Source organism: Halorubrum sp. GN12_10-3_MGM (assembly GCF_005435235.1).
Classification (GTDB): Archaea; Halobacteriota; Halobacteria; order Halobacteriales; family Haloferacaceae; genus Halorubrum; species Halorubrum ezzemoulense.
This window is the reverse complement of record NZ_SGUB01000017.1, coordinates 1-20,034: the sequence shown is the minus strand read 5'-3', so window position 1 is coordinate 20,034 and position 20,034 is coordinate 1. Positions and strand designations below refer to the sequence as shown.

Sequence of the window (20,034 nt, the reverse complement as noted above, 5' to 3'; positions counted from 1 at the left end):
TGAGTCTTGTCGAATCTGTATTCGGTCATCTTCAACGGTGAGCTGTGTGGCGCTATACTCGTATTCTGTTCCTGTTATGTCTAGCGGGGGTGCCCAGAATGGAACTGTGATTAAAACCAGTGCGAGTATAATGAGAGCAATTCGAGGAGGGCTGTCGACCATACCAATAGATATTGTTCTAGCGTTTGTATGGATTTTGCCCAATAGCAACATTAGCTCCTCACTGGTCCGCTCCGTTGAACTCGATGACGGCGTGGGAATCCTTGCTTGAGACCTTGTTTAAGATTGTAATCTCGGTCTGGTGAGCGACCCGTGAACACTTGATTATTGGACTCCTCGTCTGTCACATGGATGCCCGATCGACAGTCAAAGAGTACTACGACGCACTACGGGCTGGTGACCCGCTTGCCCCGTACTTCGCCGAGGAGCACGATGGCGACGACGCATTCGTGAAGTTTGGTATCTCGGAGCGTCTCGTCGGGAGCGAACAGATCCAAACCGGCCTCCGCACCCAGACCGAAACAACGGCTGAGTGGACCGTAACTAGTCACGCACTTCGAGTCAGTGAGCGCGGGACTCACGCCTGGTTCAGCGACACTGTGTCAATGGGCTGGATCAATACAGAATCTGGAGAGCGTCACGAGTTCGACACACGGTGGAGCGGGACACTAACGAAGTCGTCTAATGGGTGGCAGTTCGTCGGAATGCACGTTAGCACGGCTGACGAGCTGTGAGATCCTCGATCGTTCGCGAACGCCACCCCTCGGGGCGATCAATTCAGTGAAATCCGATATTCGCGGGGTCCGTATCGCGGTCGAAGGTCACCTCAAGGATACCGTTGTTGAACTGCGTTTCCCCAGAGGTGTCATCGACGTAGGACGGGAGGTCGACGCGCACAACAAACGGTCGTGGGTCACTCGCCACCCGAATCGCTGCGGTTCGTCCGTCACACTGGACGGTAATGTCGTCCGATACAGCGTGAGGGATGTCTGCAACTACCCGGATCTCCTCGTCGTACTCGTGAACGTCGACCGCGGCGTCGTCGCCGTTCGTTCCGGACAGCAGGTCTTCAATCCCGTTGAATTCACCACCGGGTTTGTCCTCGTCGTCCGAGTTCCGCCTCATTATTATCTACAAGGGACTGGCCGGTATAACCCTTCGGCGAGACTGACCGAGCGTACCCAGAGACGCCGACGCCATGCGGGAGCGAACGACCCCACTCGTGTCCTCGTCGAGGCGTACGTTGAAGTGATGGATTAATATCAATCAGCGGGCAGAAACTTACGGAGAATCGAGGAGAAAGCCCTGCGCTTTAGCGCGGGGAGGGTGTCGATCTTCAAGCGTCCGAGAGACGGAAAATCATCACTGTACGGGTTCCCGCGCCAAGTTCTCGTGGTTACCGAGCGATTGACCGAGTGAGAGTGAACACGAAGAGGGCGGTCGTGAATCGCCTCGGGGTCAAGCCCCGAGGCTTCCCGTTTCCACGACATGACTTACAGACACGGACTCGAAGTGAGTCGTGTCCGTAGCGGTCACAGTCTCCATGGGCGTGTCTTCAGGCCATCCTAGCCCTAATTCAGCAAAGCCTCTCTGCAGGACGTTCATCGCCGCATTCGCGTCCCTGTCTGTCTCAAATCCACACGACGGACAGGAGTGTTCCCTAACCCAGATTGGTTTCGCTGTCTCCATACCGCACGACGCGCATTCTTTGCTCGTGCCTCGAGCTTCGACCTGCACGACGTGACTGCCGTACAATTGGAGATTTGGAACGAAACGTGGGGTCTGGCTGTCTGTCGGTCCGATTACGATATGCCTGCCTCAGACAGACGTGTTCATGACCTCCGCCAGTTCGTGGTCAATCTGTTCGACCTGCTGGGTCAGCTGCGAGACCATCTCTGTCTGGCTCTTATTTTCGTCTGCGATCTCCGCAATCTCCTCACTCACAACAGTAGCCCGTTCGGAGACATCGTTGACGGCACTCGATATCTCTTCGGCCACACTTGCCTGCTCGTCTGTTGCGGCCGCAATCTCGCTGATACCGCTTTCGGTCTGTTCGACTGCCGTCAGGATCTGTTTCTGGTTCTCGAGGACGCCTTGGATGTCGTCTCTCGCAGACTGGATCTCGTCGTTGGCTGTTTCGACTTCTTCGGTCGTTTTGGAAGCCTTCGCTTTGATCCTCGCGACGATGTCTTCGATCTCGTCAGCTTGGTCCTGCGAGCGATTCGCGAGGTTCTTCACCTCGTCGGCGACGACCGCGAAGCCGTCACTGTCGCTGCGTGCCGCTTCGATGTTGGCGTTTAACGCCAGCATGTTCGTCTGTTCGGCGATATCGTTGATCACGCCGACGAGTTCTTCGACTTCTTCGATCTCGTCTCTAAGGTCCGCAACGTCGTCTGCGACGGAAGCCGATTTTTCGGCTGTGTCGTCTACCTGGTCGATGACCTCACCCGCAGTGTCGACGGACTCTTCGGCGAGGGTTCTCGACTCGGCGCTTTGGTTGCTGACCTCTTCGGCGCTGGACGCGATCTCCTCGACGGTCGCGCTGAATCCGGAGACATCGCCTTGGGTACTTTCGAGTTCGGCTGCTTGCTCGTCGACGAGCTGGGTGATCTCGTTCGAGCGATCCGCGACTTCGGTTGTCGACTCGCTCAGCTGTTCCATGGATGTCTCGACATTGTCCGAGAGCTCTTCCTGGAGGTCGGCGAGCGTCTGCCGCTGTTCGACGACGGTGGTGACGTCGAAGAGCAGCTCGACAGCCCCAACGACCTCGCCAGTGGGTGTCTGGATCGGGGTCGCAATCGCTCGGGCGTGTGCCTGTCTTCCATCTGGACGCTCGGCAGATCGGAACTCGTCTTCGCGGATGGGTCTTCCGGTGCGGACGACTTCTTCAGCGAGGGTCTCGTCTTCGCCCTCGGTACCGAACACGTCGTATGCGTTCATCCCGACTGCCTTGTCTGCGGGGAGGCCGAGGAGATCGGCTGTTGCCGTATTCCACTGGGTGATGTCGCCGGCGTCGTCAACGACAAACGCTGCCTCAGGGAGTGTCTCGATGAACTGCTCGAAGGCATGGCGCCAGAAGTCGTTATTTGGTTCTGTATTTCGGTCTTGGAGGTGATCGTTCCGCGTGGCTGTGGCCATGCCGAGTGGGGACGATCAAGGTATGTGTGGGTTTTGCTCCTGTTATTGCTTTTGATAGGGCCCCAATTCGCGGGAGGGAATGATTGTATTCACCACGACTAATTGTTGATATTATGATAGCCGCGACCCCAAGTCACCGTTCCGGAGAGCAACGTATCCGACAGTGAGCGCAGCGACACAGAGCACCGCTGCGCCGTTGACTGCCCCGTACACCCCGACGAACTGTGCCGGGCCGGTGAACGTCGGCCGGACCAGCATCGGCAGAACCTCCGCAGCCTCACCGAAGTTCGCCAGCCCGTAGATGTTGTTTATCGCAAAGTTGATCAGGAAGTGGACGCCGATTGGCAGCGCCAGCGAGTCGGTCCACACGTACGCGGCGCCGAGGAGGAGCCCCAACATCACCCGGAAGCCGAACTTTTCTAGCGTCCCCGGGAAGTGCCCGAGACTGAATATCAGCGATGACGCCACCACCCCTGCCACGGCCGCACCGCGGTCGGACAGCCACCGACTCCGGAGTCCTTCGACGGCATTCGTCAGAATGAGGCCCCGATAGACCAGCTCTTCCCAGAAGGCCACAAACGCCCACTGGAGGGTGTACGCTCCGAACGCAGCGACGAACGGCAACACGTTGGCGCCAACGCCGCCCGAAAACAGCTCGGAGATGGTCGCCCACCCGGCGAGCGGACTCGCGGGGAGTGCCACACCCATCCCTACCAGAGCCACGACGCTGCCAGCGGCGAAGTCCTTCAGGAATGACGGGCCGAACGCCAGTCCGTAGTCGGTCAGCGGTCGCCGGTCAACGTACTTCGCGAACACAACTGCGAGGAGGAGTCCAACGAGCGCACCGATCAGGTTGGTCGCGGCTCCGTTGACAGACGGCGGGAGTTCGGTGCCCGCGAGCGCCAGCGCCGGGAGCACGAAAATCCCCACGAGCGCGGCGACGTACACTCCGAGGATCCGCCAGAGTGCGCGGGGGCGATTCTCATTTCGATTCCACAGCACGGAGGCGACGCGTCCGATGATTCCACCGTAATTAGTTCGCCGGTCGTCATCGGCCGACCGGGATCCGGTTCCTTCGAAGTTGGTGTCGGTGTCTGCTTCGGTCATCGACACCTGAACGCATGGACGCATAGAAAAAGGCCGATTTCCCTGGCTTCACTGGTTGAAGTCAACCTACCGTCGTATATGGGCTCGGGCGTGGTATCAGTCTCGGCGTGGCATCCACAGTCCGTAGAGGATCAGTCCCAGACCGGTGAATTCGGGGATTTGGAGGAGGAGATTGAGGACCGCGGTGGGAAGTTCCAAGACGTAAGTGAAGATGAGGGCCAGCGGGGCCTGAACGAACAACACCAGTATGAATCCGATCGCGATGTACAACATCGGACGGCTCTGATTCTGCCGGTATGCCGTGTAAGCGAGGTAACCGATCCCCAAACCGATGATCATCGGGATCACCTCGCTCACCTGTCGAATCGTTCGTAGCGTTTCGAGATCAATCGATTGGAGCGGTGTATCGAGCATATTAGCTTCCCTCTACGAACTGCGTGAAGCGGTCTGCCATCCGTTTCCGCCGTGAAATTGTAATCTCAAAGCCGTCTTCGCTGAGATCGAGTTCGATGCCATCGAGATCCGTCCGGTAGAGTTTGTAGTTCTTCCCGTCGGTGACTGGCTGGATATCTTCAGTAACCAGATCGTACTCGCGGAGTCGTTCGAGTCGACGGTAGACAGTCGGCTCCGAGACCCCGGCGCAATCGCTGAGCTCCGCCGCCGAGCAAGGTTCCTTCTTTGTCTCGACGAGAATCGTGCGCGTACACTCGTCCCCAAGCAAATCTGCGAGCGCTTCGGGATCTCCCACCCCGGACACTGTGCGTGTGCCATCTCTTGTTTTGGCAATATAGGTTGTGCCGTTCTGGGCTTTCTGTCCGGCTTCACTCAGAGAAGCCGTCGGAAACTCTCATTGATACCAGCGATCACGTTTCAAGTACGGATGTCGGACGGACAGACGCACACCCCAACGAGCATACTCCTCCCGACGGTGTCTTGGACTCCCGCCTGCGGCGATGTCGCCGCACAGTTGGGTTCAGAAGACGAGCTCCTCATCATCCACGATACCGAGGACGACCCGGTTACGGACCGAGAGCGGTTCCCTGAGAACGTTCGGTTGGTCCCCGCTGGCGACCCCGTCGGGTGTTCCGGGAAAGCGAATGCCATCGCTGCTGGGATGGAGGCCGCCAATCACGACCGTCTCGTCTGGACCGACGACGATTTTTACCATCCGCCCGACTGGCTCGACAAGCTCCGCCGTGACTACGCTGACTACGGTCCGACGACGGAACTGCCGGCGTTTGTGGGTCAGGACCCACTCGCGATCCTGTTGGAACCGATTTACGTTCTCGGCGGCACGCTCGGGACGTATGTGGGTGATCACGCTTGGGGCGGAGCTGTCATCTTTGACCGAAGTGATCTTGATGAGGCAGGGTTTCTTTCGGAACTCCGCCAGACTATCAGCGACGATGGCCTTCTCGGGGAGCACACCGACGTGACGTCCGTTCGGCGTGTACGCAAAGTACCAATGGGTGGGAGTCTTCGACAGGCGCTCGAACGACACGTTCGATTCAATAAAATTTTCGCAACCCACGATCCCGGAGTCGCGAAGCTCTCCTTCGGAGCGTTGACCGCCGTTCTCGTCGGGTGTCTATTCTTTCCGTTCCTCGCAGTGGGGCTTACCGCAGTAACAGCAGGTGTGTATGCTGCCTTCGGCGTTCGCCGAGCGTCACTACTCCTCGCTGTGCCAGCGCTTATCGCAGCCGTTCCACTGGGAGTGTATGGCTTTACCCGAGATACGTTCATCTGGGCAGGTCGGCGTTATCGCTGGCGCTCAAAGTTTGATGTCGAGGCAGTAGACGAGTAGTTTCCATTCAGTGCGTGTCAATCAATGGTGAATGGGCGATATGTAGCAGCGAATTCCGCGATAATGCTGTAAGCAGAGTTTCACAGTTAGAAGCACTGACCTCCGGTTTAACAGGTTTCCCGCGTTCGGTGAAGTTGTGACAATGACAGGTCCCGCGATTGAAATAGACGGATTGAGCAAACGGTTCGGTGACGTGACCGCTGTCGATAGTGTTGATTTGACCGTTGAATCGGGCGAAATCTTCGGGTTTTTGGGTCCGAACGGGGCTGGAAAGTCCACCACGATCAACCTGCTGTTGGACTTCGTGCGACCGACGAGTGGAAGTGCGTCCATGCTTGGACTAGATGTCTCGAAGGACCGCGAAACGCTCCACAGCCGGATCGGCGTCGTTCCCGAGAACTACGGATTATACGACAGACTGAGCGGTCGGCGACACGTGGAACTCGCGGCCAAACTGAAAGACGCTGACGACGATCCCGACGAGCTACTCGATCGGGTCGGCCTCTCACAAGAAGACGCGAACCGGGCCGCCGGGGACTATTCGACGGGGATGAGCCAGCGACTCGCCCTAGCGATGGCACTTGTCGGTGCGCCTGATCTGCTCATCCTCGACGAACCGACCAGCGGTCTCGACCCGAACGGCGCCCGGGAACTCAGAGAGATCATTCAGGCGGAAAACGATCGCGGCGTGACGGTGTTCTTCTCGAGTCATATTCTCGAACAGGTCGAAGCCGTTGCCGACCGAGTCGGCATCATGAATGAGGGAGAGCTCGTTGCGATTGACAGTATCGGCCGCCTCAGACGCCAGCTCGACACTGGCGCGCAAGTGATACTCGACGTGGACCGACAACCGGAGCGCAGTCTGGGTGACCTCCCGAACGTACGCGACATCGATGTAGGCGGCGGGACCGTTCGGGGAACCTGTCTTGAACCAGCGGCGAAACTCCAGTTCATCGACCGGGTTCGCGAGCTGACGACGGTCACCGACGTGCGGATTGAGGAGTCATCGCTTGAGGATCTGTTCGCCAGCTACACCGGTGAAGACACGACGGACAGTCAGACCGAGACGGTAGTCCCGGGTGGTGTCGCGTAATGAGCGTTCGCACCATCGCCCGGAAAGACTTGGCCGATGCCAGTCGTTCGAAGGCTCTGTGGGCGGTTATCTTAATCGTCCTCCTGTCGACGGCCGGGATCACGACACTCCTCGCAGTAACCAGCGACATGGCAGCCGGTGAGGTGTTCTCACTTTCGTTCCAACTCGCTGTGACGATGCTTCCCATCGTTGCGCTCGTGCTCGCCAAAGGGGCAATCACTGCCGAGCGGGAGTCCGGGTCGCTCCGAGTCTTGCTGAGCTTGCCGCCGTCACGCCGGGACGTTCTCGTCGGGAAGCTCCTCGGACGGACAGCCCTGATGCTCGTCGCCACGCTTATCAGCGGGTTCGTGACTGGTCTCGTCGTCCTCACGATACTGGGTGGGACGTTCGGTTCACTGGCGGCATTTATCGGGTTTCTCGGCCTCATGGGCGTGGCGTTCGTCGCTATCGGAGTGGGGATCTCCGCGGGTAGTTCGAGCGACAGTCGTGCGACCGCCGTCGCCGTCGGAGCCTACATGATCTTGGTCGCGTTGTGGAACCTGATCCAGAGTGCTATCCAGTACGGCGCCATCGAACTGGGTCTGATGACCGAGGGCAGCGCGCCGGCGTGGATGAAATTAGTCGGGCTGTTCCCGCCCAACCGCGCCGCGAGGGCTGCCTATCGGAACACTGTTGCGGGGCAGCTCTTCGGAACGGACCCGTTCGCGTCGGTCTGGCTGCCGGTTCTCCTCCTGTTGGCCTGGATCGTGGTTCCTGTTACGATCGGGTATCTCCGTCTCCGTGACGCCCAGATCGGGTGATAGGTTAGCCAAGTGGAGCCGGATCCCGATCCTCATCGCCGATTCGGGTATCGCCTCTCGCTCCAGAAAATCTAACGCGATACGACTGCTATCACCGCTGAGGCGGTCGAGCGAGGAATATCAGGCCGTACTATCATCAGTTGGTTGTGTCAGCGACTGTCAGATTCATCCCCGGCTTCAGGGCGGGGCTTTCTTTTCGCACTTCCGTAACGATGGACCGACCGAATGAATGCTCCGTCGAGACTGCTTGCTCACGGTTGGGTTCGGCAGGCACTGCTTCAACTGTCGACCCACTCGACAGTTGTCTCTAGGAACCGGAAATCTACTCGAGGACAGAGAGGTTGAATTGGAATCTGAGCTGTGGGAGGACAGCGATAACAAGAGCGCGGAGTACTCGTCGTGTGCCTCGACACCGCAATTTATAGAGGCTAGAAGGCGAATACACCCGCCTTCAGGCGGGTGATGAAGCCGACATAGTGGGAAGCAATCCACTAGCCGAACGTCTGTACCGAGTTTCACAGACAGAGATTTAACTGACAGGCCGCTATATACAAAGGTAGGAATCGGTCGGAACGGAGCGGATTCCGAACCGTCCTTCGGAGGCGGCCCGTCCGCCCGCGTAACGAGGCAGTATCTGAAAGGTCAGTCGGTGAACGCCATATCCTCGAAGGGTGTGTCTGTGCCGACTGCTCAAAGCAAACCAGACGATACCCCCAAGTCCGTTGACGCTTGCCGGCGTCCCCGTGGCAAAAACAACACTGGGACGCCGTACACGGTTGAGGATAGGGGTAACGGCCAGTTGGCATGGCCAGCAGTCCACCAGTCCGACACTGTGGGACTACCCGTGCCCGAAAGGGCTGGTAGTCCACTGACTGGACTGTAAACCTGAAACTCCCACCGCTCGGGATTCCTCCGCGTTTACCCGGAGGAGGATGTCAATACTAATATCTGAATCTTAAAAACCGAAGTGATATTGGATTCAGCAGTATTCAGCCGACGAGAGGTTCTCTTCTTCGCGCAGTGGCAATTTAACAGTTTGGCCCGTACGTTGGGGTGGTCAGTATGGCTGCCAGACGTATACTACGATACCGTATAGTATGCCGGAGAAGGCACCGTAAGAGATGGCCTCCACTGGCGCGTCTCCTAGAAGGAATGAAACGGCTGAGACTGTAACGATCCAGAGAAGACCGTGAAGGAGAGCGGTTCGTTGTCGCTCAGTCGTGGGCAAAAGACTGCTCGGCAGGCGCTGCTTGGAAGGCATAAATGATCGTGGAGCAGGGATCTCCTTGAGTCTAAGCACACAATACGACAGGGCCGCTGGCGGTGGAGGGCCGATACACAGGGTGAGTGGCGGCCAGTGAACGCCAAAGCGGGGGAGGGGGAGGTGATGAGAGATCCCACCAACTGTGCCACGGCGATGGGACGAGCTCAACAGTCGGATACTTGTTGTCGGCCGCCTCCGACCGGCGGCTACGTGAACCATATAGCCCTCGAAACATCAACCCATCAGCAGTGTTTCACGCCGCGAAACAACAACGCTTCTCGTCAAGAATGTCGATGATCCGTTGGTGTGTCTCGTGGAAGCGAAAGCAGCAAACCGCAAATTAGTGCGAGTTTCGAAACAAGACGCTACAGGCGATGTCCGGCAATGCTTCGAAAATATACCTTTTGACTCTGCTGAAATTCTCAGCAGGTGAGATATTCTGGCCCGGTTGTGGTCAATACAGGAGATTATATAGTCTCAACCAATTCAGCAACTGATTCGACGACATCGTCCGGGCGGTACGCGAACTCTGTGAGTTCGTCACGACTAGTCGACCCAGTGAGTACGAGGTACGTAGTCAGGCCAGCCTCGATGCCGGCCACGACATCGGTGTCCATGCGATCCCCTACCATCGCCGTCGATTCGGAGTGCGCGCCGATCCGATTGAGGCCACTCCGGATCATCACTGGATTGGGTTTGCCAACGAAGTACGGCTCTTGCCCAGTGGCTTCCGTAAGGAGCGCAGCAACGGAGCCGGTAGCCGGGAGTGGGCCCTCAGGTGAGGGTCCGGTAGCGTCCGGGTTCGTTGCGACAAACCGCGCGCCCTGATCAATCAGTTGGACGGCCTGTGTGATATTCTGGAACGAATACGTGCGGCTCTCCCCGAGAACGACGAAATCTGGGTCAGTATCGGTCAGCGTGTAGCCCACCTTATGGAGCGCTGTCTTCAGTCCAGCCTCACCGATAACGTAGGCGGACGCATCTGGGACTTGATTTGACAAAAACTGTGCCGTGGCCACGGCCGAGGTCCAAATCCGCTCCTCTGGAACATCAATACCCACATCCGCAAGACGGGCAGACAGATCGCGACGCGTGTAAATTGAGTTGTTCGTGAGCACGAGAAACTCCTTGTCCTGCTCTTGAAGCCGGCCGATGAACTCTTTCGCCCCCGGGAGAGCAACCTCCTCATGTATCAGCACTCCATCCATATCAAGGAGCCACGTGCTGGGTTGGTCTTGTGTATGAGACATAGGAAGAAGTTATCAGAACTGTGTTCGCCGTGGACTTGAAAGTTTACAGGCTGTCGAGGCGAATGCCACGGGGCTTGACCCCGTGGATGAAGCCGACACTCCGTGACACAAGCCATTAACTAGCAACACAGCGATAATCGAGGTACGGCGATGTGGTATGACTACCGCTTCCGCGCCTACCCTGACCGAACAGGTGTGACTGCGGAAGTGGAACGCCACATCGACATCCACCGCCAAGCATACAACCACACCCGCTACGAATACAGTGTCCTCGACACCGACGAGGACAACATCGGTTCGGCGTACCAACACCAGAAACGCCTCACCGAATGGAAGGACGAGTGGCCTGTGTTCTCCAAAGTCCACTCGAAGGCGTTACAGAAGACCGTCGAACGCTTCTACGACAACCTCTCGAACCTCTCCGAGAAGAAGCAGAACGGGCACAAGGTCGGGTGGCTCAACTGGAAGTCCCCAAGCGAGTACCAGAGTATGACGTATTCGCAGTCTGGCTTCGAACTCAAAAACACGAGTGGCCGGACTGCCACAATCTGGCTCTCCAAAATCAGTGACATCCCCATTCGATATCACCGTTCCATCCCCGACAACGCAGACATCAAAGAGGTGACGCTGAAGAAAGAGACGACGGGTGAGTGGTACGTCACGTTCGGCCTCGAAGTCGAAGACACCACGCTCCCCGAGAAACCCGCTGTAGACGACGTGGATGTTGAGGACTGCGTTGGCCTCGACCTCGGCATCCAGAACTACATCTACACGTCTGACGGCAACAGCGTGGACTGGCTTGACCTCTCCGACGAGTACGAACGCCTGCGTCGGGAGCAGCGCAATCTCTCCCGGAAAGAACACGGGAGCAACAACTGGGAGAAACAGCGCCGTGGGGTTGCCAAGATTAAGCGCAGAATCAAGCGGAGGGTTGAAGACTTCCAGCACAAGCTCACGACGTGGCTCGTCACGACGTATGACGCCGTGTTCGTGGAAGACTTGAACGTCTCGGGAATGCTTCAACAGCGTGGGAACGCTCGGAATAAGCAGGATGCCGCGTGGCGCAGATTCATCGAGATGCTGGAGTACAAGGGCGACCTGTACGGTACGCACGTCGTCCAAGTAGATCCTGCGGGGACGACCAAAGAGTGCGCTGAATGTGGTGTCGAGACGGACAAACCGTTGTGGGTGCGGGAACACAGTTGTCCGAGTTGCGGGTTCGAGGCGGATAGAGACGCGAATGCGTCGTACAACGTTCTTTTTCGCGGCCTTCAAGAGTTAGGTCTGGGACAGGCCGAATCGACGCCCGTGGAGACTGCGACCGCTGTGGAAACCGATGGAGGACAGTCTTTGTCGGTTCCTGTAAGTCGCGTCGTTGAAACGGGAAGCCTCGGGGCTTGACCCCGAGGCGGTTCACGACGCGCTTGACATCCTCCCACGGCTGAAGCCGGGGGATTCGTCCGCGTTTACGCGGAGGAGGATGTCAACTGTAGCGACGCCGGACACCCAGCGCCGGCGACGACAGTTTCTCCATGACAGAAAATTCGGGGCGAAAACCTCGCCTTTCAGGTCAGGGAGGATGTTAAGATCGGTTTCGGTGATGAAGGATAGTGGACTACAGACCTGCGTTTCCGGCACTGAAACGCGACAGTACAATTTTGAATCAACCGCATCAGTACCTATCCGGATGCTGGGGGGGATACAATCGAAAGAGCTGGCACTACTGGTTTGGTTGGTGGCGACGTTCGCTATTGGAACAGTGGTGTATTCGCCGTTGAATGGGCTTGCGCTCTCTGTGCCAACGACCTGGGGATTGTGGGCGCTGTTGATGTTGCGTGAGAGAGAATAGAACATTCGTAATCAGAGGAGGGCCCAGGATAACTTGCGTCGAATTTTTGAAGGAAGCTAGCCCAGATTCGTGTACACCCGTCGTGTCTGTGCGGCGACAACAACAAGACCAACACCGACGGCGGCGAAGACAATCGGGACTCCCAACGACGTGCCCCGAGCGGTGACGCCGGCAAAGTCAGCAACGAATCCACCGTTGAGCGGACCGATGTACCAAAGTCCGAGATACAACGCTTCGAACAGCCGAGGCGATCCAGTCCATAACCCAGCAGCGAGTGCGAGCGACGGCGGGAAGATGACGAGACCCGTCACTCCGATGAGTGCGGTGGGACCTCCTGTGGCCACAGCGATCGCAAACGCACCGGCCCCGACGACGATGGTGATTAAACAGCCGGCAATCCACTCGCCGACAAGCTGGCCAACCGGGTAGTCGGACGTGAGAACTTGAGGGCGAATCCCATGACGAGCGGTCTGTGAGCCGATCTGTGACCAAACGAAGAGTGGCCAGACCGCGACCAACGAGAGCAGCCCCCGGGCAGCTCCCTCAGTGCCACCACCAGTGAGGGCGATTCCAGCTGGCACGACCGCCAACAGCCCCGCACCGAGATACCACCAACGCGGTTGTCCACGCAGGAGACGACGAAGTTCCATCGTGAGGACGCGCCGAAACCCGCCGGCACCACGACGGGTAACCGGAGGAATCGTGACATCATCACCAACAGGCGAAGGGGACACAGCCGGATCAGCCGTGTCTGTTGGAGTTTGTGGATTGGACGCTGTCTGTGTCGCAGTCTCAGGGGGAGTCTCGTCGAGCGGGAGGCGCCGACGTACCTTCTCCACTACCCCGCCGGTCGTCCGAAACCAATTAAATGGCAGTGCCGCGACAAGCGTTACGGCCAGTCCGACGGCGACGGTACCCAATCGCTGAGCGAAGAACCACGCCGGCCACGGGCCTCCCTCGTACCGGAACGTTTGCGCGTTGGATCCACCCGTTCCGAAGTTCGCGAAGCTACTCTCGAATCCCGGCACAGCGGCCTGTATTGATTCGAAGGTGAGATCGTACGCGAGGGTGAGCCCGACAATATCGAGCGCTTTCACAGTCGTCGGGACAGCGGCCGGGACTGCCGTTTCCGGACGCGCCGACTGTGCGGAGAGCAAGAAGATGGCCCCGAAAAAGTACGCTATCCGACCGAGGGTTCCAGCGAGCAGATTGATCGTGCCAAACAGCATCGCGACCGCGCCAACAAACACGGTAAGTGGAACGACCATCACAAAGACTGGCCAGCTGATGGCAATTGGGTCGGTGGCACCGACCCCGTAGATCGAGTGGTTGACGACCGCTGCGCCTGCGAGTACCGCTGCGGTGAGAACGCCGACGGCGGTGTTGCTCAGTAGTTTTCCGAGTAGGTACACCGGTTTACTGGTCTGTGAACTGGTTACCACCGGGAGGTGCCCGTGGCGGTCATCGCGTTCAATCGACCCGCGAAGCACGTAGAATCCGGCCAGAAGCATGACCGCTGATCCGGCCATCCCAGCGTTGAGCCCGACGAGGTGAGAGGTCAGCGCGCCGTTGACGTTCGGCCCGTTGGAAACCGTATAGAAGACGCCAAACGAGCCCGAGTTGATCAGGTATCCGACATAGATGACAACGGCAAAAAAAGATGAGTAGCTTTCGCGACCGAACACGAGCGATAATGTCAGTCCGAGCAATATGATAGGCTCGGCGGACGTCAGTTCGCATGCGTAACCGTTTGGAGATATGCGTCTTCGAGCGATGCGGTGACCTGCTCGGCGTCGGTGGTCGGCGGATCCTCCGCGACGAGCCGAACATCGACGCCGTCTGCCCGCTGGACGGTGTTACAGATGGGGAACTCTTGTCCGAGTTGCTCTAGCGTCGACTGGGAGACCCGGCATTCGTAGACATCGCCGTCAACGGACTTGATCAGCGACTCGGTTGGTGCGTGGGTGAGTAACTGCCCGTCTTCTAACACGGTAACCGTGTCAGCTGTCGCCTCAATGTCCGCGACGACGTGTGTCGAAAAAATCACGACGCGATCATCAGCGGTGTCAGCCAGCGCATTACGCATGCGAACGCGCTCCTCCGGATCGAGGCCGACGGTTGGTTCGTCGACGACCAACAGCTCGGGGTCGTTAAGCAACGCTTGTGCAATCCCTGCCCGCTGCCGCATACCACCAGAGAACGTGTCGAGGCGCCGATCACGCACGTCGGTGAGGTTCACGAGGTCGAGCAACGCTTCGATCCGCGCGCTCGCCGCTTCGGAATCAAGCCCCCGTAGCGCCGCCACGTACTCGAGATACTCCTCAAGCGTTAACGTCGGATAAGTGTCGAAATCCTGTGGCAGATATCCGAGTAGGCTTCGGACGACACCGGGCGATTCGCTCACCCGAGTTCCGTCCCAGTAGATCGCTCCTTCTGTCGGGGGCGTCACCGTCGTGAGCATGCGCATGAGAGTAGACTTCCCAGCACCGTTCGGACCGACGAGGCCGTGTACACCAGCACCGAGTCGAAGGGTAATGTCTCGAACCCCCCAAAGACCCTCTGAGTACTGCTTGCCGAGCGATTCTATCTCAAGTCGCATGTGTGCCCCAGAGTGTCGAGATGACATATACATGGGTCCGGTGTTTCTGGGCCAGTGACAGAGCCGGCATAGGTCAGCAAAGTCGCGAAATTGGTGTTTCACGTCCGGTAACGGTGACTCAACTTATTATGGACTGGATTTCCACCGTCTGTACATGCCCGCAAAAGAGGCTTACCGCGCTGCGCATCGCACAACCGACCACTCAGGAAACCCAGATACACGTCGGGTTAGTGGTGAGAGTCTGGTACTGAGGAGTTACGACGATAGTACCCACAATGTTCACGTCACAATCACCGACGACAACGGCGAAACCGCGTTCACTCGGACCGTCTCTGTCGGTCCACAAGACACCGTCAGCATCCAGACACGTCTCGAACGCGCAGTCTACCGAGTAGATGTCCGACTGGATAACGGTGTGGGTGACCGCGCAGACTGTCTTCTCGGCAGCGACCCGAATGAGTGTGCCAAGATCGAAACTGGAAACGGAGTGGTTAGTGTCGTTGAAGGCTATTTTTGATCGGCTGGTGTGCGCGGCGAAGAGCTACTGAGAGTTGAGAGTTAGTCTCGTTTTAGGGGGCAGATGGCTGACTCTGTATCGTCTCCAGAACTGTGACTAACCCGTTGGTTTCCCCTGAACACACGAATAGCACCGGCAGTTAGCCCTATGGAATATTAGAGCAAAAATCCACGCAGCGGCTGATGAACCGATGCTAAGCCGTCGCGTTCTCTGGCGGCTCAGGCGGCTCGGGCGGCGTCGGGCCACCGGGCGGCATACCCCCACCCGGTGGAGTCCCGCCGCCCGGTCCGGTCGGCGGTCCGAACGACACGTCAGGCGCGTCACCGCTCACGAGGAAGTCAGCGAGGTTCCCGATGAAGACGCCGTTATCGGCGCGACGGGCGTTTTCGGGCGCGAAGAAACTCGAGTCTCCAACTACTGCGAGAGACTCGCTCCGTACTGCGACCGTGTATGAGCCAGACTCCCGAGTGGTCGAAAGACGCGATGTCTCCGCCGTGGTGAGCGTTGCTGAATCGTCAGCAGAGCCAACGGACGCCGCGCCACGAAGGACGACCTGCTCAACCCCCTCAGTAAGCGGCGTCGACTCGGGCGGCTGTACGAGGACGCTGAGGTAGCCCGCGTCGTTGTGCTCCATGTCGTACACGTAGCCGGCGTCGCCGTAGACGCCGAACGGGGATCCGAAGTCGGTCAATGCCCCGGCGTTGCCTGGGTCACTCGCGACGAGGGTTCGGCCGCCCGCCTCAACGAACGAGTTGACGGCATCAGCATCTGGTCCTGAGAGTGCGCCGGGGGCGGTCGTCACGAACGCATCCGCATCAGCGAGCAGCGACTGGAGCCGCTCACCGCTTCTGATTCCGCCGTAGAACCGAACCTCGTGGCCGTTCTCGATGAGTGTCGAGGTAAGCGGTGTGACGCCACGCCGGGCGCCACCGAGCGTCCCAATATCTGCCTCCGTGGGGGCATTACCGTCCTCAATCGGAAGCACGGGCAGCCCGCCACCGGCGCCAGTCGTACTGCTTCCGAGGTGGACGACGACCGTGTTCGACGGCTCGCCGCTCTCCATTTCGATGTCACCGCCCTCGCTGACGGTTTCCGGTTCGACGGAGTCGAGCCGCCAGTGGTCGTCTGTAACAGGCTCCGTATCCGGTGGGGCCGTATCTAAGAGGACACCCCCGGCTGCGGCGACGCCGACAACAGCCAGGAATATGAGCGCGAATGCGCCGATTGCCGTTCGGAGATTAACGCTCATGCGGGCTCACCTCCGTTCGTCGCGCCGGTATCGTCGTGTTGCGTGCGGGCGTCGTCGGCGTTCGTCTCACTACTGAGTTGGTCCGTGGGCAGTCGTCCAGTGTAGCTTGTCATGACTATTTCCTCGCCGACAGTCTCGTCCCATGTTTGCGGTGCCACCGCGAGGATAAGATCGTCGTTGAGATCGCTTTCAGAGTCGTCGACAACGACGACAGTACTGTCGTCCTGTTGTAAGAGCGGAATACCCCCCGGAACGCGATTCTCGGTACGACGCGTGTCGACCGCGTAGTCGTCAATACCGGCTTCAGTTGCGGCATCAGCGACTGCTCCATCGACAAAGCCAAATCGGTCCGCGAATCCGTTGGCAACGGCTTCGGTTCCGAGATAAGCATCGGCGTGCGCGATCGCTTCTCGGTCAAGCTCGATCTCTTCGCCGCGCTGTTCGATCACGTTCTCGATGAAGAGGTTGGCGAGCGTTTGTCGCCGCTCGCGTTGTGTGTCCGGATCGCTACCTCGTTTGTCAGGGCCGGTCGTACCCGCACTTGGCCCGTTTGGAGCCGGCGCGGCCCCCGCAACACCGACGCTACCGACCGCCTGCGCGGACGGAGCTACGTAGATGCGATCGGCAGGCGCAATCGCGAGATACGCGCCGGACGCTCCGAGCGTATCTACTGCGGCGTATACCGGCATCACCGAGGCAGTACGGTCGACCGCAGCGTACATCCGTTCGCTCTGTGCAGGCAGGCCGCCACCGCTGTCAACTTCCAAGACGACCGCCTGGATGGAGTCGTTCATGCGGGCGTCTCGGAGGTTGTCTTCGACGTGCTGTGCTGTCGACGAGTCTATCGCTCCGTCGATTTCGATCACAGCGACGGTGCCGTCGGGACCGGTTACGGCGCCGTACACGCTGGGAGCGACGAACAGCCCCGCAGCAAGCGCCAGTATCACTGCGACACCAACGGCGTGTCGAGTGGTCAGCCGGTCGACAACCGATCCCGACTCGGAGCGTGGCAGAACACGGTCGGAAGTTGTCGGCGAGTGGCGCTCGGTTCGTGTGTCCGTATCCGGCGTCGATTCATCTGGAGATTCTGTGGGGCCCTTCTCAGAACTCATTGCCCTGTCCTCGCTCGGTCTCGCGGTCGTATTTGGAGGTTTTGTCGGTCTTGCATCGTCGAACTGATTGTGCGGTAATGGAGTACCGCTGTAGCTGCGTTGGGGTCATACGGCAACCGATGCCGTGTGTCGAGAGTGGACGCAATGTTGGAACTCATGAGTCTGACAGCGACTCAACGTCGCCGACGGTAACCCCCGCCAGTTCGGCATGTGGCGCAAATATATCGCCGTCGGCGGCAGTTTCTAGTATTACTGTACGCCCGTGTCTAGAGACGGTTGCGTCACTAAACGAGGACTCTCCCTCGCGTGCGGCGCGCGCAATCGCCTCTGCCGTCTCTCTGTCGAGCCGTTTCGGATCGGCTACTGCGCCGTACCGAAACGTCGTCATCGGAGTATCGGCAGTGTCATGCTGGCTTGTCGGGGGCGTGGCTGACAGAGACTTCGAAGGCCCTGAGCCGTCTGGGGTCACACTACAAGCGACGCCAACTGCGGCTGCCGCATCAACCGCCGTCCGGAGCGCTTTCGGTGCGTCCGAGAGGGTGCGTCGCAGATACTCCCGCGTCTCTGTCCCCAAGTCGACACAGACCGTCGCGTCTCCGTGGAGCCGTGACGGGAGCGATCCGTAGTCTGTGTCTGTCCGTGAGTGCTCCGTGTCGTGACCGCTGATACCAGCGTCGCGGTGGGCCACCGCACTGCTAATCGATGAAGCGTGCCCGATGACAACTTCGTCCGCGCGGACACCAAGCGTCGTGGTGGTGCGTTTCGACTTGAACCGGGTAAAGCCGGCCTTGGTGGCTGGCTCTCGGATGAGATCGGCGTCTCGAGTGAGTTCTCGACGGAGTGTCCGTGCGTCGATGTCACCGACGATGACACCACAGCCCTCAGGGCCGTCTGTCGTGAGTGCGGTTCCGCCAACCACCTGTTGGAGTCGGTCAAGCGATACACTGTCGTACCGAGAGAGGAGGTCACGGATCGGGGCCGCAACCCCCTGTGGGACCCCCGTCATCGTTACCAGGCTCGGGTTAAACCGCGCAGTAACCACGGTGTCAACTCCCCGTGATGTAACTGCGGCCGGCTTGTACGCCCCGTTAGCAACCGCTGAGTGGAGTTGCCGCGCAGGGCTGTGTTTGGCCGAGCTACCTGTCGCCGCTCCCGTTTCACCGGATCCGTTGATTGCGAGCGTTCCAGCGGGCGGGGGTTCTGAAGTCAGTGCTCCAATGGGCCTATTAACACCGAGCCCGGTTGCCACGAGCGCACCTAAGCGCCTCGCGAACGTCCGTTTGGAGGGCATCGTTTCAGAAGACGTGCGCTCGGTGATAATGCTCCGAGACGTGTTTCAGGTTCGGAAGCACATCCGTCGGGCGCGTGTTCATCAACCAACGCAGGGAGGAAGTGCAGAACTAAGTTACGGGAGCCGTCTACAGTTACTTTTCCAACTTTTCCGTGACAGAATCTTCTTCCAGATGCGATTGCGCGTCATCTCTGTCGGACTCAAGTAGTCGTTCAACTTTGTCTTCAAATTCCGCATCGTTGAGCTCACCGCTGGCATATCGTTCTTGGAGTGTTGACAACGCATCATCCGTAGAGTCGGTGTTGCGGCCGTCGGTTGGAACATCACCCGAATCCGCGGCTGCCCACAGCGGGTACTGTTCCGGGTCGTACTCGTCGGTGTCAGGCGGTACCTCCTTGATCGCAAATTCAAGAACGCCAGACACGATCATTCCCGCGATCAACGCCGTGTACCACACTGCCGGAGTGAGTACATACACTCCGGCGACGGTCACAAATCCGGCCACAAGTGAGACCGGGTGATCGTCCAGTTGGTTGAAGATGGAGGGCATACACATGCCGACAATTAGCGGTTGTAGCTGAAATACATACGGCTAAATGTTTTCCACCAAAGGCGTACTACCAGCGTACAAAAGGCTGATGCCCCCTGTCCCTCCGGCCCTCAAAGGAGGTTCGTCCCCGTAATCTGCGGAGGGCATCAGCAACTGTGTGTATGGTATCATTTCACAAAAATCGGTCGACGCTCAAGCGCTCAGTGTAGACCCTGTGTAACTAGCGTACGGTGAACTACCCCACCCTACTCGCTCACGGCTGACGCCGTTCGCTCCTTGAGGGTGGGGCTTCCTGTTTCCACGACGCGCTTTGCAGATACAGGCGTATCCACAGGGAGCGCAGTCTCCACAGGCGTTGATTCGGAGTATCCCACTCCTACTTCTTCAAGACCACGAGAAAGGATGTTCCAC

17 protein-coding genes and 2 pseudogenes are annotated in these 20,034 nt (G+C 58.7%); 5 read left to right on the top strand and 14 right to left on the bottom strand.

What is annotated here, in order from left to right; translation table 11 throughout:
* Positions 1–347 precede the first annotated feature (347 nt).
* Positions 348–734, top strand: a complete 387-nt coding sequence (locus tag EXE47_RS12630) for a nuclear transport factor 2 family protein (RefSeq protein WP_049933511.1) — start codon at positions 348–350, stop codon at positions 732–734.
* Between the two features lie 43 nt (positions 735–777).
* On the opposite strand, the gene EXE47_RS12625 is transcribed toward EXE47_RS12630, so the two are convergent.
* The 6 genes and pseudogenes from EXE47_RS12625 to EXE47_RS12600 all read right to left on the bottom strand — a co-directional run bounded on the left by EXE47_RS12625 (position 778) and on the right by EXE47_RS12600 (position 5,002).
* On the bottom strand, positions 778–1,125 hold the full coding sequence (locus EXE47_RS12625) for an Hsp20/alpha crystallin family protein (RefSeq protein WP_089309331.1): 348 nt from the start codon (positions 1,123–1,125) through the stop codon (positions 778–780).
* Positions 1,126–1,458: 333 nt separating this feature from the next.
* A pseudogene (locus EXE47_RS12620) lies at positions 1,459–1,755 on the bottom strand (zinc ribbon domain-containing protein); the annotation flags it as partial.
* Between the two features lie 63 nt (positions 1,756–1,818).
* Entirely contained in the window at positions 1,819–3,138 is a 1,320-nt protein-coding gene (locus EXE47_RS12615; protein ID WP_089309330.1) for a methyl-accepting chemotaxis protein, read from the bottom strand.
* Between the two features lie 111 nt (positions 3,139–3,249).
* Complete coding sequence (locus EXE47_RS12610) at positions 3,250–4,245, bottom strand: CPBP family intramembrane glutamic endopeptidase (RefSeq protein ID WP_089309329.1); 996 nt, start codon at positions 4,243–4,245, stop codon at positions 3,250–3,252.
* A 96-nt stretch (positions 4,246–4,341) separates the two neighbouring features.
* A complete protein-coding gene (locus EXE47_RS12605; RefSeq protein WP_049933516.1) occupies positions 4,342–4,659 on the bottom strand; it encodes a hypothetical protein in 318 nt (105 codons plus the stop codon).
* 1 nt (position 4,660) lies between these two features.
* Positions 4,661–5,002: a winged helix-turn-helix domain-containing protein gene (locus tag EXE47_RS12600; RefSeq protein ID WP_199237896.1), complete on the bottom strand. Its 342-nt coding sequence runs from the start codon at positions 5,000–5,002 to the stop codon at positions 4,661–4,663.
* 123 nt (positions 5,003–5,125) lie between these two features.
* Between EXE47_RS12600 and EXE47_RS12595 the strand changes: the two genes are divergently transcribed.
* The 3 genes from EXE47_RS12595 (at position 5,126) to EXE47_RS12585 (ending at position 7,942) form a co-directional block, all read left to right on the top strand.
* On the top strand, positions 5,126–6,049 hold the full coding sequence (locus tag EXE47_RS12595; RefSeq protein ID WP_089309327.1) for a glycosyltransferase: 924 nt from the start codon (positions 5,126–5,128) through the stop codon (positions 6,047–6,049).
* Between the two features lie 142 nt (positions 6,050–6,191).
* Positions 6,192–7,142 (top strand): ABC transporter ATP-binding protein, encoded by a 951-nt coding sequence (locus EXE47_RS12590; protein WP_049933521.1) that lies wholly within the window; start codon positions 6,192–6,194, stop codon positions 7,140–7,142.
* Complete coding sequence (locus EXE47_RS12585) at positions 7,142–7,942, top strand: ABC transporter permease (protein ID WP_089309326.1); 801 nt, start codon at positions 7,142–7,144, stop codon at positions 7,940–7,942. The genes EXE47_RS12590 and EXE47_RS12585 overlap by 1 nt, the downstream gene beginning before the upstream one ends.
* Before the next feature lie 1,731 nt (positions 7,943–9,673).
* Here EXE47_RS12585 and EXE47_RS12575 read toward each other — a convergent pair.
* Positions 9,674–10,414, bottom strand: a complete 741-nt coding sequence (locus EXE47_RS12575; RefSeq protein ID WP_241987264.1) for an HAD-IIA family hydrolase — start codon at positions 10,412–10,414, stop codon at positions 9,674–9,676.
* A gap of 192 nt (positions 10,415–10,606) precedes the next feature.
* Between EXE47_RS12575 and EXE47_RS12565 the strand changes: the two genes are divergently transcribed.
* The gene (locus EXE47_RS12565; protein WP_096593637.1) at positions 10,607–11,857 is read left to right on the top strand and encodes an RNA-guided endonuclease TnpB family protein; all 1,251 of its coding nucleotides are present in this window, start codon (positions 10,607–10,609) and stop codon (positions 11,855–11,857) included.
* 504 nt (positions 11,858–12,361) lie between these two features.
* Here the strand turns inward: EXE47_RS12565 and EXE47_RS12560 are convergent.
* The 7 genes and pseudogenes from EXE47_RS12560 to EXE47_RS12530 form a co-directional block, all read right to left on the bottom strand.
* Positions 12,362–13,990 carry a hypothetical protein gene (locus tag EXE47_RS12560; RefSeq protein ID WP_241988226.1) on the bottom strand — a complete coding sequence of 543 codons (1,629 nt, stop codon included), beginning with the start codon at positions 13,988–13,990 and terminating at the stop codon, positions 12,362–12,364.
* Between the two features lie 44 nt (positions 13,991–14,034).
* Entirely contained in the window at positions 14,035–14,904 is an 870-nt protein-coding gene (locus EXE47_RS12555; RefSeq protein WP_089309443.1) for an ABC transporter ATP-binding protein, read from the bottom strand.
* A gap of 710 nt (positions 14,905–15,614) precedes the next feature.
* Positions 15,615–16,670 (bottom strand): DUF4350 domain-containing protein, encoded by a 1,056-nt coding sequence (locus EXE47_RS12550; RefSeq protein WP_089309444.1) that lies wholly within the window; start codon positions 16,668–16,670, stop codon positions 15,615–15,617.
* On the bottom strand, positions 16,667–17,782 hold the full coding sequence (locus EXE47_RS12545) for a S49 family peptidase (RefSeq protein WP_089309445.1): 1,116 nt from the start codon (positions 17,780–17,782) through the stop codon (positions 16,667–16,669). Before EXE47_RS12545 ends, EXE47_RS12550 begins: the two co-directional genes overlap by 4 nt.
* A 154-nt stretch (positions 17,783–17,936) precedes the next feature.
* Entirely contained in the window at positions 17,937–18,788 is an 852-nt protein-coding gene (locus EXE47_RS12540) for a hypothetical protein (RefSeq protein ID WP_307718958.1), read from the bottom strand.
* A gap of 418 nt (positions 18,789–19,206) precedes the next feature.
* Positions 19,207–19,623, bottom strand: a complete 417-nt coding sequence (locus EXE47_RS12535; RefSeq protein ID WP_179233699.1) for an SHOCT domain-containing protein — start codon at positions 19,621–19,623, stop codon at positions 19,207–19,209.
* Between the two features lie 245 nt (positions 19,624–19,868).
* A pseudogene (locus EXE47_RS12530) lies at positions 19,869–20,034 on the bottom strand (RNA-guided endonuclease TnpB family protein); the annotation flags it as partial.